Genomic DNA, 14,837 nt, shown 5'->3' with positions numbered 1-14,837 from the left:
GGACAGTCACGAGTCTTTCTTTTTGTGGCGACCAGGAAGTCGGTTTACAAGTCGCCACAAAGTTATTGTTCCGGGATTAGCATGTGCAGAGATTGCTTCGTACCTCGCAATGACGAGCGGAGAATGGGTCAATTTTACTTGGATGCCAATTCGTTTGCCATTGATTTTGCACTCTCTGCCAACCGGATAAATTCCGACCGGTAACCTTCTTCGTCGTTCCCTTTGGCGCCTTTGGCCAGGCTGATAGCCTGTACATAGGTTGATTGCTGTTTAAATTGCGACCCACGCAACAGCATCCCAAACTCGGCAACAGCAGCAGCAAACCTGAAATCGACAGAAGTGGCCTCCAATGCCTTTGGATTATCTTTTATAGATACCTGGCTTAACTTACTGGTTGCCGAATCAGGGTCTTTATACCTGAATTTGATAGTCATCATCTCATCTGATGATCTATCTACACTAACAGGAAGTGCTTTTTGATACTTTAAAGGGTCCACACTACCGGCATAATCGTCCTTTATCCCGGCAGGCACAATTTCATACAAGGCCGTCACAGTATGGCCAAGGCCCATATCACCGGCATCTTTTTTATCATTATTAAAATCCTCTTTGGCCAGCATACGGTCCTCGTAGCCCAATAGCCGGTATGCCTGTACCTTTGCCGGGTTAAATTCAACCTGCAGCTTCACGTCTTTTGCAATAGTGAACAGGGTGCCGCCAAATTCACTAACCAGGGCTTTATGTGCTTCGGTGATGTTATCGATATAAGCATAATTGCCGTTGCCTTTATCGGCAAGGGTTTCCATTTTACTGTCTTTATAATTACCCATACCAAAACCCATTATTGATATAGCAACTTTACTGTCGCGCTCTTTGGTTATCAATTGCTCCATATCGCCATCGCTTGACGGGCCGACATTGAAATCGCCGTCGGTGCACATAACAATACGGTTATTGCCTTTCACCATAAAATTCTCCCTGGCAATTTTGTAGGCCAGCTTCAGTCCTTCGCCCCCGGCAGTGGAACCACCTGCGGCCAGGCTTTCGATGGCATCATTGATGGTTGATTTTTTGTCGCCGCTGGTAGCAGGCAGCACAAGCCCGGCATTGCCCGCGTATGCCACAATAGCTACCCTGTCCTGCGGGCGTAATTGCTCAACAAGCATTTTCATTGATGATTTTACCAACGGTAATTTATTGTCCTGGAACATGGAGCCCGATACATCGATTAAAAACACCAGGTTTGAGGGCGGCAGTTTTTGGGCATCGATAGTTTTTGCTTTGAGGCCGATGCGCAACAGCCTGTGTTTGGTGTTCCATGGCGCTGCTGATAGTTCGGTGTGGATTGCAACCGGGCCGCCATCGGTTGGTGCAGGTAAGTTATAGTGAAAATAATTTATCATTTCCTCAATACGTACAGCGTCGGCAGGTGGCATTTGCCCCTGGTTAATAAAACGCCTTACATTGCTGTATGAGGCGGCATCTACATCGACAGAAAAAGTAGAAAGAGGTGCGTTTTTAACCGTTGTGAATGCGTTTTCGGTAATACCGGCATAGCTTTCATCGTCATCATCGCGTTTGGTTACCACGGTTTTATAGCTCTTGTCCTGTGTTTGCGAGAAGTGCCTTGAGAGTGTTTGTTTTTCAGCAGGTGCGGATGCTGATACATAGCCAGAATAATCCTGACCTTGCACAGACCCATATCCGACTACCACAACCTCATTCAATTGTTTCGCATTTGTTTCAAGATAAACCGTTAACGTATCTGTTTTTCCTAGTTTTACCGTTTTACGATTGTAACCAACGAAAGCAAAAGCCAGGTTGTTGGCGGCCTCGGGCACTTTAATCGTAAATTTACCTTGATCGTTTGTTATGGCCCCAATTTGGGTGCCAGGCGCCGTCACAGATACCCCGGGCAGCGGCAATCCGTCATCTTTTGAATAAACAGTCCCCGTGATGGTGCGGGTATTGCCATGCTTAAACCCTGTTAAGCCGGCAAAAATTAAAACAAATAATAAAAGCTTTTTCATAATGCGTTTAGTTTTTACTGATGATGCAGTAAAACGCACATTTCCATAAGCCATTTAAAAAAATTAATTTTACCACCCCGTAAATGAATTTTTTTAGGAAACCAGTTAAGCCAACCGATGCAGACGATGATAAACTGCTAACCCTTTACCGCGAAAGCGGTGATTTGCTGCATTTAGGTAAACTTTACGAAAAACAAATGCCGCTGGTATACGGTGTTTGTTTAAAATACCTGAAAGATGAAGAGCAGGCCAAGGATGCCGTTATGGGGATTTTTGAAGAGTTGACGGTAAAGGTTAAGCAGCACGACATCAAACAGTTTAAAAGCTGGTTGTACGTGCTTAGCCGCAATTATTGCCTGATGCAGCTGCGTGCCGGTAAAAAGATGGAAGTAATTAATTTGGATGACGTTATGGAATTTTCATTAATTCTGCATCCTGATGATAACAACCGCGAGGCAGCAATGCAGGCGCTTGAAAAATGTATGGAGAAATTACCGCTCAATCAAAAACAAACCGTGAGTTTGTTTTATTTAAATGAAAAGTGCTATAAAGAAATAACTGAACTTACGGGTTTTACCCTTAACGAAGTAAAAAGCTTTATACAAAACGGTAAACGCAACCTGAAAATTTGTTTGGAGAAGAACAGTGAGTAAACACGAGGCCGACATATTGCTGATCAGGAAGTACCTTAACGGGGAGCTTGACGCCCGTGCTATGCACCAATTGGAAGCCCGCGCACAGGATGACCCTTTTTTAATGGACGCCCTTGAAGGTTATGAAAGCGCCGCCCACGACCAGCAAAATAATTTAGCTGACTTAAGCAGCCGTTTACAACAGCGTGTTGAACGCAAGGAACGCCGCATTATACCATTCAGATGGTTAGCTATTGCAGCATCGGTTTTGGTCGTATTTACTATTGGATGGCTGTGGTTAAGCAATAGACCAAAACAATCAGTGATCCCCATAGCGAAATTAGAAAAGCCCCCAGTTAAGACACCTACTGTACAGCCATTGGCGAAAGATACGGCCAGTGCAAAGCAAATGGCAGAGAATATTGTTGCGCTAGCAGCACCAAAGCGTATAACCACCGTTAGGCCTGCCGGAGCTGCTGCACCTGCTGCGCCTGAAATAATCGCCGCGGAAAGAAACGATGTACTAAAAGAAGCCAGGATAAATAAGGACGCTGCCGCAGAGAAAGACACCATCCCGTTAAATGAAATGGTGGTAATGGATTATAGCTCGAAGAAGAAGGCAGCGCCTATTGACACCGGATCCGCAGGGTACTTAGCCAATTATACGAACAAGCCGGCCGCAACTACCGACCAGGTGTTGAAAAGCCAGGCGCTTGGTGTATCAAAAACAACCGCAATATCGCCATTCAGCTCAGCCCAGCAACGGCCTATTATATTACAGGGTCGCGTAATTGACAATAACGACAAATCGCCGCCGCCGGGTGCATCGGTAAAAGTAAATGGTAAAAACTATGGCGCGCTTACGGACAATAATGGCAAATTCCGGATAAAGGTAGACAGCCCAAAATCAAAGCTGGAAATTGGCTTTGTGGGCTATAACACGGTGAAGGTAGATGCGCAGAAAAGCGATTCGCTGAAAACCATTGCGCTTGAGCCAAACAACAGCTCACTTGCCGAAGTGGTTGTGATGAACAGCAATCAGGCTACATTAAATGCCCGCCCAACGGATGGCTGGGTTAGCTTCAATAAATACCTTAAAGAAAATGCCACATCATCTGATGGGATAAAGGGCACGGTGAAACTGTCGTTTATGGTTGCCGCTGACGGCAGCATCAGCGAGATAAAAGTAAACAGGGGGTTAAGCACTGCGGCCGACAAAAAAGCCATTGATTTAATAACCAACGGCCCTAAATGGAATGCGAACAGCAACGGAAAGCCACAACTGGTTAAGCTGAATGTTAAGTTTGGGAATTAGCGATCAATTGTAGAGATTATTTATTAGCGGTTAGAGATTAGGAAAAATCGCTGGCTCATGCTGGCACAAGATCAAAACACCATGATCCTACTAATCACCAGTCTCTGATCAACTAATCTCTGATCAACCAATCTCTAATCACTATTTCTTATTCCTGTCAGCATAAGCAAATACCTTTTGCAGCAACGGCGACGTACGGGCGCTGATATTTTTGCGGATGTTTAACTCCTCAAGCGCAATTTCATAAAACAAGCCGTCGATAGCTTTTTGGGTAACGTAGGCGCTGATGTCGGGGTTAACTTTGGTAACAAACGGCACTTTGTTATACTCGTTTGCGGCATCGCCATAGTATTTTGTTGCACCAACTTTGTTAAGGCTGTTTTGTATAACTGGTTTAAATGAGGCCGTTAGTTGTAAAGTAGTGGTGCGCTTAAAGTATTGAGTGGCGGCATCCTGGCTGCCCAGCAAAATGTTGGCTACATCAGTAAGCGTCATTTGTTTAATAGAATTTATAAAGATGGGCTTAGCTTGTACGGCTGCATCTTCGGCGGCGCGGTTGAGTGACAGGACCACGTTGTCGCACAATTTACCCAGGCCAATGCTCCGCAAAGTATTTTCAACTTTTCGTGCTTCGGGCGGGAAAAGGATTTTTACTGCGGCATTCGCAAAAAAACCGTCGACTGCCGAAAGCTGGTTGGAGCTTTTTGAGGTACCAATTTGTAGGGCCTCCTTTAAGCCGTTACCTATTTCAATGTTTGTGGGATTGCCTGATGTAGCAGCACCTACGCCTGCCTGGGCTATCTGGTTAAGAGAATCACAAGCCGATAATGTTATTAGTATAGCCAGGAAGGGAATTAATAGTAGCGTTTTTTTCATTGCGGTAGTTTAAAGTAGTAACAATTTTTCACCGCCAAATAAAGCAAATTCCTGCCCCTGCCGATGTTGTTACCAACAAGTATTCTGAGATTTTGTTTGTCGTTTAGTGCGAAGTTCCTGATTTTTAAATAGCTAATTAACCAATCGCTAATCGTTATTTCTTCTTCTGATCAGCAAAAGCAAATACCTTTTGTAACAGCGGTGTACTGCGGGCGCCAATATTTTTGCGGATGTTTAATTCCTCTAAAGCAATTTCATGAAATAAACCATCGATTGCTTTTTGGGTTACGTAGGCGCTGATATCCGGGTTCATTTTGCTGACAAACGGAATTTTGTTCTATTCGCTTGCTGCCTGGCCGTAGTATTTTGTGGCGTTGGTTTTATCTAAACTATTTTGTATAACGGGTTTAAACGAGGCGGTTAACTGGTCGGTAGTGGTCTTTTTAAAATACTGCGTGGCGGCATCCTGGTTGCCCAGTAAAATGTTCGACACATCCTGCAGCGTCATGTGGGTAATAGCATTTATGAATATCGGTTTGGCCTGTTTGGCTGCATCTTCGGCAGCGCGATTAAGCGACAGGATAACATTGTCGCATAGTTTACCCAAGCCGATACTGCGCAACGTTTTCTCGGCCTTTTGCGCCTGTGGCGGAAAGAGGATTTTTATAGCGGCATTGCCAAAATAGCCGTTTAGTGCCGATAGCTGGTCTGAGCTTTTTGCGGTACCTTGCTGCAACGCTTGTTTAAGGGCTTTCCCCATATCTAACGATGATGGGATGGGTAACTGAAAGGTGGTTGCCGGCGTCGACTTAACAGGCGTGTTGTAACTTGATAATATAAAAGACAACGTTAATACGGGGATTATTAGCAGGGCTTTTTTCATCGCAAAAGTTTTATGGGTAGTTAGCAAATAGCATTTATCACTGCCAAATTAAACAAATTTTGGCAGAAAGGCTATTTAACAAAAATCCGTAACAGGGAAAATACACCCGCAGCAATCAATGCGGATATAGGGATGGTAATTACCCAGGCCCAGATAATGTTTATGGTTAAGCCCCAGCGTACGGCCGAAAGGCGTTTTGTTAAACCAACACCTATTATTGAACCCGTAATGGTATGGGTAGTTGAAACCGGTATACCAAAGTGCTCTGTAAAAAACAAAGTGATGGCGCCGGCAGTTTCGGCGCTTACGCCTTCGAGCGGTGTAATCTTGGTGATTTTCGACCCCATGGTTTTTACTATCTTCCAGCCGCCCGACAAGGTGCCAAGTGCAATTGCAGAGTAGCAAGCCAGTGGTATCCAATCGGGCATGGTATCCCCGGGTTTTATTATTTTGGCAGTTACAATAGTTACGTATAAAATGCCCATTACTTTTTGCGCATCGTTACCACCATGTGCAAAGCTTAGTGCTGCAGATGACACCAATTGTAGTCTTTTAAACCAACGCTCTGCGGCGGCCGGCCGGGAATTTTTGCATATATGTAATATCAAAAGTGTTACAAGGTATCCCATTACCAGGCCAATTACCGGGGCTAAAACAATATAGGCCAATATGGTTAGTATATAACTCATGTTTACAGCATTTAAGCCGCTTACACCCATGTATAAAGCATTGGTGATGCCGGCACCGGCAAAGCCACCAATAAGCGTATGCGACGAGCTTGAAGGGATACCAAACCACCAGGTTATTAAATTCCACGAAATTGCGGCTACCAGCCCCGCCAATATTACGTGAAGGGTGATATAATTTTCGACAACAATTTTTGATACCGTTTTGGCAACTTTATGGTCCTTGATAAAAAAGTAAACTAAAAAGTTAAAAAAAGCCGCCCACACAACCGCCTGAAATGGGGTTAACACTTTGGTTGATACAATAGTAGCAATAGAGTTCGCCGCATCGTGAAAACCATTGGTGTAGTCAAAAATCAGCGCAAGGCAAACTATAACAACAAGGGTAGTAGTAATCATTTACTTATGCGTTTTTAACTAAAATTGATTCCATTACATCCGCTGCATCCTCGCACATATCTGTAGCGGTTTCTAACGCCGATAAAATCTCTTTGTATTTGATCAAACGGATAGCGTCCTTTTCGTATAAAAACAGGTCAGCCACGGCGCGGTCGAACACGTAATCGGCCTGGTTTTCAACGCTGTTTATCCTGATGCACGAATCCGCAATGGCGCGCACGTTTTTAAGGTCCTTCAGTTCGCGTACAGCTTTTTCAAGGTCGATACTGGCCTGCAGCGTAAGGTCTGACAGTTTGCGGATGTGTTCGTTATAATCGTCAATGCGGTACAGGTTCATCCGGTTGGCTGCGCCCTGAATATAATCGGCAACATCATCTATAGCTGATGATAGCGCATGAATATCCTCACGATCAAATGGAGTGATAAAGTTTTTGCCAAGTTCAAGATGAACCTGGTGGGTTATTTCGTCGCCCTTGTTCTCCAGTTTATCAATCTGTTTAAACAGCTCTTCGCGGGTAGCCGTGTTATTTGAATTTACAGCCTCAACCAATATGGTTGCCATTGTTACAACATTGTTTGCTGCCTGTTCAAATAAGGGAAAAAATACCTTTTTATCCTTTGGTACAAAGTATTGGAAAATGCTGTTTAGTGACATAACTTAACATGGGTTTCGACAAAGGTAACCTTGCAATGTTAAGTTAATGTTAATTTTTTAGATTTGGTATGTTAGGTAAATGTAAAGTCTGCTTTGAACGCTGCAGGGTAAATCCAAAAGTTGAACCCAATCCCTCGGTGCTCCGTACGTTAATTGTTTGTTCATGCGCTTCAATAATATGCTTAACAATAGCAAGCCCTAATCCCGAGCCGCCTATCTGCCTTGAGCGACTGGTATCTGTGCGGAAAAAGCGCTCAAAAAGACGGGGCAGAAATTTTTCTTCGATACCGATGCCGTTATCGGTAACCTCAACCAGCACCTGGTCGTGCAGTTCAAAAAGGCTTACTGATGTACTGCCTTCTTCATTGCCGTATTTAAAGGAGTTGTCAATTAAGTTAACCAACACCTGGCGTATTTTTTCGCGGTCGGCATTTACCAGTATGGGTTCGTCGTATTTTTGTTTAAATATCAGCTTGATGTTATGCTGCCTCGCTTTCAGCTCAAACGACTCAAAAACCTCTTTTATTAAGTCATTTATTTTAAAACGGGTAAGGTTAATCGGTATCTCACCCGATTCTAGTTTTGATATTTCGTCCAGGTCTTTTATAAGATAGCTCAAACGGTCAACATTTTTGGCTGCCTTCGCCAAAAACTGCTTAGCCATGTCTTTATCCTCAAAATCATCATCCTGCAGCGCCTCAATATATCCTTGTATAGCAAACAGCGGTGTTTTAAACTCGTGTGATATGTTTGACAAAAAATCGCGGCGAAATTTTTCCTGCTTACGCAACTCGTCAATTTCGGTTTTCTTTTCTTTAGCCCATTCCTTTACTTCAGTTTCCACATCATTAATCGGGTCGGCGCTCATGTGTTCCCCGAGAGCATCACGTAAATCGCGGCCGAGCTTAAGGTTGTGGATCAGCTTATAAATCAGCTTTATTTTTGAGTAAACGTATTTTTCAATCAGGTAATAAAATACCAGGAAGCTTGTAATTATGGTGATGAAAAACGTAAGTGCTACGTTATACCAGCTATGTTGAAAATAGTAATTTACAGCAGAAAGTGTGACGGCAACCGCTGCCGCATTTATTAAAACAAGTATGCGAAGTTTCATAATTGTAAATATACGATTAGTGACTAGAGGTTGGATATTAGAGCACAGTTATTAAATTGTTAAGAATGGTGGTTGAATGACTATAAATTCAAAATAATCGATCCGTCACCCTTAAACCACTTTTCTATCTTTCCGACTTTCCGGACTTTCGGACTCCCCAACTAAACCTTATCTTTGCCCCACTATGTCTGATAAAAAAGTTAGGGTACGTTTTGCGCCGAGTCCAACCGGTGGTTTGCACCTGGGCGGGGTACGCACTGTGCTGTTTAATTACCTGTTCGCTAAAAAGACCGGCGGCGATTTTGTTTTAAGGATTGAGGATACCGACCAAAGTCGCTACGTTGAAGGCGCCGAACAATATATTTTAGATTGCATGGAGTGGTGCGGGCTAATACCCGACGAAAGCCCGGTTGCCGGCGGCCCGTATGCGCCTTACCGTCAAAGCGAACGCAAAGCACTTTACCGCGAATATGCCGAAAAGCTGGTGCGCGAGGGCCATGCCTATTATGCATTTGATACGACCGAAGAACTGGATAAAAACCGCAAGGAAATTCCTAATTTTCAATATGGACTCGCCTATCGCGATAGCCTGCGTAACTCGTTGTCACTAACAGAGCACGAGGTAGACCAGTTGCTTGATGCGCATACGCCGCATGTTATCCGCATAAAAATGCCTGCCGATGAGCGCGTGAGCTTTAACGACATAATACGGGGCCACGTAAGTTTTGAAACCAACCAGGTTGACGATAAGGTATTGCTGAAAGCGGATGGCATGCCAACCTACCATTTAGCAGTGGTGGTGGATGATTACCTGATGAAAATTACACATGCCTTCCGCGGTGAGGAATGGCTGCCAAGCGCCCCTGTACATTTACTGTTATGGGAATATTTCGGCTGGAAAGCCGATATGCCGCAATGGGCGCATTTGCCATTGATATTAAAACCAGATGGACACGGCAAGCTCAGCAAACGGGACGGTGCGCGCCTTGGGTTCCCGGTTTATGCGATGAATTGGTTTGATGAAAAATCAGGGGAGTTGACTGCCGGTTTCCGCGAGCTTGGCTTTTTACCTGAAGCGTTTTTAAACCTGCTGGCTACTTTGGGCTGGAACGATGGTACCGACCAGGAAATATTTTCGCTGGAGGAATTGGTGCATAAATTTTCTTTAGAACGCGTAAGCAAAGCCGGTGCAAAGTTTGATTTTGAGAAAGCTAAGTGGTTCAATGCTGAATGGACTAAGAGGGCTGAAGCAGGAAAGTTGGAGCTGGAAGTCAGAAAGGTGCTGGAAGATAAAGGTGTTGTCATTAATGATGACGGTTACCTGCTGCAGGTTATTGATAAAATTAAAGACCGCTGTGTGCTGTTGCCTGATTTTTATCACCAGGCGGCATACTTTTTTGAGCAGCCGAAGGAGTACGATGTAAACTCGGTTAAACCGAAATGGACAGATGCTAAAACAGACTTCTTTAATGCTGTTATTAATTTAATAAATACTACCGAAGCATTTGAACCTGTTGAATTTGAAGCGGCCTTTAAAACACTAGCCGAAGAAAAAGGCATTAAAGCCGGCGAACTGATGTTGCCGTTCCGTATAATGTTAGTGGGTGGCAAGTTTGGTCCGCATGTGTTTGATATTGCGGTAATACTTGGCAAGGCCGAAACTATCAGCAGGATTGAAAAGGCGTTAATCGTATTTAATAGTTAGGCGGTTAAATTGCATTTGGCTAATTATCCGTCGGTTAAAACCGACGACAATGAAGCAAAATCAGTTTCAATTGGCTGAAGCGCTTTTTTTTGACGAGATAATCATTGCCGTCGGTTTTAACCGACGGAACGTTAGCCAGCAGATGAATGGCTTTAGCCAAAAATAGCCCTGCGGAATAGCCGTGAGAAATCCGCATTTAATTCATAATTTTTTGTATTATTGGGTTACACTTAACCCAGTAGCACATGAGTAAATATTACTGCAAAAGCATCATTACCGCTATGATGCTTTTTTTTGCTTTATACAGTTCGGCACAAACAGACACAATTAAAGTTATAAAGGCCGGCCGGTTTATTGATGTGCAACAAGGTAAGGTGCTGTTAAACCAGCTGATACTTATTGACCATGATACTATTAAAGCGGTTGGCAGTAATATTGTAATCCCGGCAGGTGCAAAGGTCATCGACCTAAGTAATGCCACGGTTTTACCCGGCCTTATCGATTGCCACACCCACTTAACCGCGCAGCCTGGCGAAAATTATTACGACGACCTATTCCGCAAAACACCGATAGATTATGCCATCGTTGCCCACATTTATGCAAAACGAACGCTCGATGCCGGCTTCACAGGCTGCCGCGATGTTGGTTCGGCGGCATTTATGGATGTTGCCTTGAAAAACGCGATTAATAATGGCGACATTCCTGGTCCGCGAATACAGCCAGCTACACTGTTTATCGGCAGTACAGGCAGTCACGGTGATTTGGATGGCTTTTCACCTTACCTTGAATTTACAGGTCCCAAACAAATGAGCGGCGTAGCAAACGGTGTGGATGAAGTTCGCGCACAGGTGAGGTATAATATAAAATACGGCGCCGAAGTAATAAAGTTTGGGGCAAGTGCCGGTGTACTTACTGAAGAGGAGAGCGTTGGTTCCCCGCAATATACCCAGGCCGAAATGGATGCCATCGTTGATGAGGCGCACCTGTGGGGTAAAAAAGCGTGTGCCCATGCGCATGGCACTATCGCTATAAAAATGGCCGTGAAAGCAGGCGTCGCATCCATAGAGCATGGCAGCTTTTTGGATGACGAAGCCATCAGCCTGATGAAAGCCCATGGCACTTATCTTGTTGCCGATATTTATAATGATGAGTACATCATGAGCGATTACGCTAAACACGGCACCCCGGCAAAAATCATCAATAAAGAAAAACTGGTTGGCCAGGCGCAGCGGCTTAGCTTCCAACACGCTGTTAAGGCAGGTGTTAAAATTGCTTTTGGCACCGATGCCGGTGTATACCCGCACGGCTGGAACGGCCGGCAGTTTAAATACATGGTTAAGTTCGGCCTTACTCCAATGCAAGCCATACAATCAGCAACACTCAACGCCGCCGATCTGTTAGGCTGGACAAATAAAGCAGGCGCCATAGCTCCGGGCAAATACGCCGATCTTATTGCCGTGACAAACGATCCATTGGCTGATGTTACAGCGCTGGAACATGTGCAGTTTGTAATGAAGGGCGGTGTGGTTTATAAGGATGAGATTGGCGGGAAATAACCAGGAAATCTAACCTATTTGTTATTTCTAGGAATAAGCGTGGCAGTCGCGAACTTTATGGATAGAACCACACAGTTCGAATTTGCCGGGTTGGTGCCCGCAATCGCAGAAAAAGACAGTCGTAAGCAATAAAACTAAATATATTAAAATTCTGCACAGCGGCGGCAAATCTGGGCTATTCAACGTTTGTTTGATTAATACAATTACACGGTTCAGCTTGTTCAGGCGGTCGCCCATGCAATTGCCAGATTTCATTTAACAGGTATGAACAGCGTTTCGAAAAAAACATGAACCGCCATAAAGGTGTTGAATGGGACAAAGTGCAGGCAAAGCTGGAAGCCAATCCGGAAAAGTTGTGGTCGCTGGATGATATGGAAAGCACGGGTGGTGAGCCGGACGTTGTCGCCTATGACAATCAAAGGGACGAATATGTTTTTTATGATTGTTCGGCCGAAAGCCCAAAGGGACGCCGAAGCCTCTGTTATGATCGCGAGGCGCTTGATTCCAGGAAAGAATTTAAACCGGCAAATAGCATAATTGATATGGCTGCCGACATGGGCATTGACGTGTTAACCGAAGAACAGTACCGCGAGTTGCAGCAGCTGGGAAGTTTTGACACAAAAACGTCGAGCTGGTTGAAAACCCCTGCCGATGTTCGCAGGCTTGGCGGCGCTATATTTGGGGATCTTCGTTACAGCAGGGTTTTTATCTATCACAACGGCGCCGATTCATATTATGCAGCCAGGGGGTTCCGTGGCGCATTAAGGGTGTAAATATTATATAAAGAACGGATACTATGAATGGAACGAATTCTAAAGTTGATTTTTATTTTAACAAGGCCAAAAGTGGCAGGAAGAAATCGAAAAATTAAGATCGATTGCGCTTGACTGCGGGCTAACCGAAGAGTTGAAGTGGGGTTGCCCATGTTATACATGGCAGGGCAATAACATTGTTTTAATACACACCTTTAAAGAGTACTGCGCATTTTTATTTTTTAAAGGCACTTTGCTGGACGATTCGCACGGCATATTAATACAACAAACGGAAAATGTGCAGTCGGCACGGCAAATACGACTTACTAATATCAACGAAATAGTTGAACAGGAGTCGACATTGAAGGCCTATATTTATGAAGCCATTGAAGTGGAAAAAGCTGGGTTAAAGGTGGAATTTAAAAAGACCGATGAATTCAAGATGCCTGATGAATTTCGATATAAATTAGACCGGATTCCGGCCCTAAAAGCTGCTTTTGAGGCCTTGACGCCCGGGCGGCAAAAAGGGTACCTGCTTTATTTTTCGCAGGCTAAACAATCCAAAACCCGCGAAGCAAGGGTTGAAAAGTATTTACCGCAAATATTGGACGGGAAGGGGTTGGATGATTAGTGTCACGAAAAATCCAACCCCGCCGATTCAATAATTTTGTTGCCGCCTATTTCACCCGTTCTATATATTCCCCGGTGCGGGTATCTACTTTTATTTTATCGCCCTGATTTACAAAAAGTGGCACTTTTACTTCTACCCCATTTTCTGTAGTGGCGTTTTTCAACGCGCCCGATGATGTATCGCCTTTAACAGCCGGCTCAGAGTAGGTAATTTCTAATTCAACAAAGTTGGGGGCCTGGGCCATAATAGGCTCCTCGCTTTCAAAAGAAACAATTACGTTCATTCCTTCTTTTAAGAATTTTGCCGACGGGCCGAATAACGCTTTCGAAACATTATGTTGATCATATGTTGTGTTATCCATAATCACCATAAAATCGCCCTCCTGGTAAAGGTATTGAAAGTCATTAGTTTCCACCCGGCAAATTTCAACCTGTTCGTCAGTGGCTAAACGAGCTTCTACAATTTTGCCAGTCTTAATATTACGAAACTTATCTAAGTAAAACGCCCCGCCTTTACCGGGTGTGCGATGCAGGACTTCGGTAACGCTTACCAGTTCGCCGTTATAGCGTAATATATTCCCTACTTTAATTTCAGATGCCTTTGCCATGAAAATGCGTGTTAAATGTGGCGCCAAATATAAACTAAGTTATTGTAAACGCGAGGCAAAAAAAATCTCTCGTTACCAGTCCGCAGGCATATTAAATAACCACGACAATACTAACCGAGGTTTCATCAAGTATTTAACTGTGTTCATGTAAAATTTTTCAGCGCCAGCCCAATTTCATCTTCCTTCGTGCCTATTAAACAAACCGTTAAAAATTGAAATCATGAAAAATCACATTCACCCCGGAGATGAGCACACCCCGGATTTAAACAACGACGGTATTGACCGCAGAGATTTCCTGGAATGTATGGCCTGGGCTGGTACCGGCGTCCTTTGGATGATGTCGGGCGGGATACTAAAGTCGTATGGCATGAGCCAGATGATTGATAAAACTACGGGTGGGTTGAAAAAAGGACTGGTAGTACCCAAATCCGATTTCAGCTTTGCCCAGATAAGTGATAGCCAACTTGGGTTTACCAAACCCGCAAACCCTGATGTTGTGGGCACCCTGCAGGCTACCATCGCCAAAATAAACGCCATGCCTTCGGCGCCATCATTTGTTTTGCATACCGGCGATCTTTCGCACCTTGCGCAGGCCGATGAGTTTGATACATAAGAAATTACATCGCCATACAAAAAAGCCGAATTGACGAGCGAATTAAAGTATCGTTTTACACAGGGAAGATAGATGGCAATGTTAAAATAGCGCCCTTCTTATTGATCTCTTTTATTGAAAATGCTTTTAAATACGTTGGATTTAATGAAAACGGCCGCAATGTGGTAGAGATCAACCTTACCTACAGCGGGGATATGCTCTTTTTTACCATAACGAATACAAAAGACGCCTTTACCGGCCAATCAAAAAAGGCATTGGGATTGGGAATTGCCAATACCAAAAGGCGGTTGGAACTTTTGTACCCCTACAGGCACGAACTCACCATAATCGAAAAGAAAGACTGTTTTGAGGTTATTTTAATTTTAGCAGGGGCATAATATTAA

At 44.1% G+C, this 14,837-nt stretch carries 14 protein-coding genes and 1 pseudogene; 8 read left to right on the top strand and 7 right to left on the bottom strand.

Going from position 1 to position 14,837, the window contains the following annotated elements; all coding sequences use genetic code 11:
• Positions 1–134: 134 nt before the first annotated feature.
• On the bottom strand, positions 135–2,030 hold the full coding sequence (locus NAF19_RS27515; protein WP_252793586.1) for a vWA domain-containing protein: 1,896 nt from the start codon (positions 2,028–2,030) through the stop codon (positions 135–137).
• Positions 2,031–2,113: 83 nt separating this feature from the next.
• Here NAF19_RS27515 and NAF19_RS27510 point away from each other — a divergent pair, with 83 nt between their 5' ends.
• Both NAF19_RS27510 and NAF19_RS30880 read left to right on the top strand, forming a co-directional pair.
• Entirely contained in the window at positions 2,114–2,683 is a 570-nt protein-coding gene (locus tag NAF19_RS27510; RefSeq protein ID WP_252793585.1) for an RNA polymerase sigma factor, read from the top strand.
• Entirely contained in the window at positions 2,676–3,977 is a 1,302-nt protein-coding gene (locus tag NAF19_RS30880) for a carboxypeptidase-like regulatory domain-containing protein (protein ID WP_252793584.1), read from the top strand. The genes NAF19_RS27510 and NAF19_RS30880 overlap by 8 nt, the downstream gene beginning before the upstream one ends.
• Before the next feature lie 141 nt (positions 3,978–4,118).
• On the opposite strand, the gene NAF19_RS27500 is transcribed toward NAF19_RS30880, so the two are convergent.
• The 5 genes and pseudogenes from NAF19_RS27500 to NAF19_RS27480 all read right to left on the bottom strand — a co-directional run bounded on the left by NAF19_RS27500 (position 4,119) and on the right by NAF19_RS27480 (position 8,590).
• On the bottom strand, positions 4,119–4,853 hold the full coding sequence (locus tag NAF19_RS27500) for a DUF4197 domain-containing protein (protein ID WP_252793583.1): 735 nt from the start codon (positions 4,851–4,853) through the stop codon (positions 4,119–4,121).
• 154 nt (positions 4,854–5,007) lie between these two features.
• Positions 5,008–5,613 (bottom strand): annotated as a pseudogene (locus NAF19_RS27495) (DUF4197 domain-containing protein).
• A 194-nt stretch (positions 5,614–5,807) separates the two neighbouring features.
• Complete coding sequence (locus NAF19_RS27490) at positions 5,808–6,821, bottom strand: inorganic phosphate transporter (protein WP_252793582.1); 1,014 nt, start codon at positions 6,819–6,821, stop codon at positions 5,808–5,810.
• Between the two features lie 4 nt (positions 6,822–6,825).
• Positions 6,826–7,476, bottom strand: coding sequence for a DUF47 domain-containing protein (locus tag NAF19_RS27485; protein WP_252793581.1), 651 nt, complete (start codon positions 7,474–7,476; stop codon positions 6,826–6,828).
• A gap of 49 nt (positions 7,477–7,525) precedes the next feature.
• Positions 7,526–8,590, bottom strand: a complete 1,065-nt coding sequence (locus NAF19_RS27480; protein WP_252793580.1) for a sensor histidine kinase — start codon at positions 8,588–8,590, stop codon at positions 7,526–7,528.
• A 184-nt stretch (positions 8,591–8,774) separates the two neighbouring features.
• Here NAF19_RS27480 and gltX point away from each other — a divergent pair, with 184 nt between their 5' ends.
• The 4 genes from gltX (at position 8,775) to NAF19_RS27460 (ending at position 13,234) form a co-directional block, all read left to right on the top strand.
• A complete protein-coding gene (gene gltX, locus NAF19_RS27475) occupies positions 8,775–10,295 on the top strand; it encodes a glutamate--tRNA ligase (protein WP_252793579.1) in 1,521 nt (506 codons plus the stop codon).
• Positions 10,296–10,540: 245 nt separating this feature from the next.
• The gene (locus NAF19_RS27470; protein WP_252793578.1) at positions 10,541–11,851 is read left to right on the top strand and encodes a Xaa-Pro dipeptidase; all 1,311 of its coding nucleotides are present in this window, start codon (positions 10,541–10,543) and stop codon (positions 11,849–11,851) included.
• Between the two features lie 248 nt (positions 11,852–12,099).
• Positions 12,100–12,624 carry a DUF4256 domain-containing protein gene (locus tag NAF19_RS27465; protein WP_252793599.1) on the top strand — a complete coding sequence of 175 codons (525 nt, stop codon included), beginning with the start codon at positions 12,100–12,102 and terminating at the stop codon, positions 12,622–12,624.
• A 133-nt stretch (positions 12,625–12,757) separates the two neighbouring features.
• The gene (locus NAF19_RS27460; protein ID WP_252793577.1) at positions 12,758–13,234 is read left to right on the top strand and encodes a YdeI/OmpD-associated family protein; all 477 of its coding nucleotides are present in this window, start codon (positions 12,758–12,760) and stop codon (positions 13,232–13,234) included.
• Positions 13,235–13,280: 46 nt separating this feature from the next.
• Here the strand turns inward: NAF19_RS27460 and efp are convergent, their stop codons facing one another.
• Positions 13,281–13,841 carry an elongation factor P gene (gene efp / locus NAF19_RS27455; protein ID WP_252793576.1) on the bottom strand — a complete coding sequence of 187 codons (561 nt, stop codon included), beginning with the start codon at positions 13,839–13,841 and terminating at the stop codon, positions 13,281–13,283.
• A 220-nt stretch (positions 13,842–14,061) separates the two neighbouring features.
• Between efp and NAF19_RS27450 the strand changes: the two genes are divergently transcribed.
• Positions 14,062–14,454: a metallophosphoesterase family protein gene (locus NAF19_RS27450; RefSeq protein ID WP_252793575.1), complete on the top strand. Its 393-nt coding sequence runs from the start codon at positions 14,062–14,064 to the stop codon at positions 14,452–14,454.
• Between the two features lie 101 nt (positions 14,455–14,555).
• The gene (locus NAF19_RS27445) at positions 14,556–14,831 is read left to right on the top strand and encodes a LytS family sensor histidine kinase (protein ID WP_252793574.1); all 276 of its coding nucleotides are present in this window, start codon (positions 14,556–14,558) and stop codon (positions 14,829–14,831) included.
• Positions 14,832–14,837 lie beyond the last annotated feature (6 nt).

This window comes from Mucilaginibacter flavidus, assembly GCF_024055575.1.
In the GTDB taxonomy this organism is placed as follows: domain Bacteria; phylum Bacteroidota; class Bacteroidia; order Sphingobacteriales; family Sphingobacteriaceae; genus Mucilaginibacter; species Mucilaginibacter flavidus.
The sequence above is the reverse complement of the archived record's forward strand: the minus strand, read 5'-3'. Positions and strand labels throughout refer to the sequence as shown.

Coding starts and splice junctions, on each gene's coding strand:
- NAF19_RS27480 (WP_252793580.1), bottom strand. CDS start 8,590: ATGAAACTTCGCATACTTGTTTTAATAAATGCGGCAGCGGTTGCCGTC.
- NAF19_RS27450 (WP_252793575.1), top strand. CDS start 14,062: ATGAAAAATCACATTCACCCCGGAGATGAGCACACCCCGGATTTAAAC.
- NAF19_RS27510 (WP_252793585.1), top strand. CDS start 2,114: ATGAATTTTTTTAGGAAACCAGTTAAGCCAACCGATGCAGACGATGAT.
- NAF19_RS27500 (WP_252793583.1), bottom strand. CDS start 4,853: ATGAAAAAAACGCTACTATTAATTCCCTTCCTGGCTATACTAATAACA.
- gltX (WP_252793579.1), top strand. CDS start 8,775: ATGTCTGATAAAAAAGTTAGGGTACGTTTTGCGCCGAGTCCAACCGGT.
- efp (WP_252793576.1), bottom strand. CDS start 13,841: ATGGCAAAGGCATCTGAAATTAAAGTAGGGAATATATTACGCTATAAC.
- NAF19_RS27515 (WP_252793586.1), bottom strand. CDS start 2,030: ATGAAAAAGCTTTTATTATTTGTTTTAATTTTTGCCGGCTTAACAGGG.
- NAF19_RS27490 (WP_252793582.1), bottom strand. CDS start 6,821: ATGATTACTACTACCCTTGTTGTTATAGTTTGCCTTGCGCTGATTTTT.
- NAF19_RS27470 (WP_252793578.1), top strand. CDS start 10,541: ATGAGTAAATATTACTGCAAAAGCATCATTACCGCTATGATGCTTTTT.
- NAF19_RS27485 (WP_252793581.1), bottom strand. CDS start 7,476: ATGTCACTAAACAGCATTTTCCAATACTTTGTACCAAAGGATAAAAAG.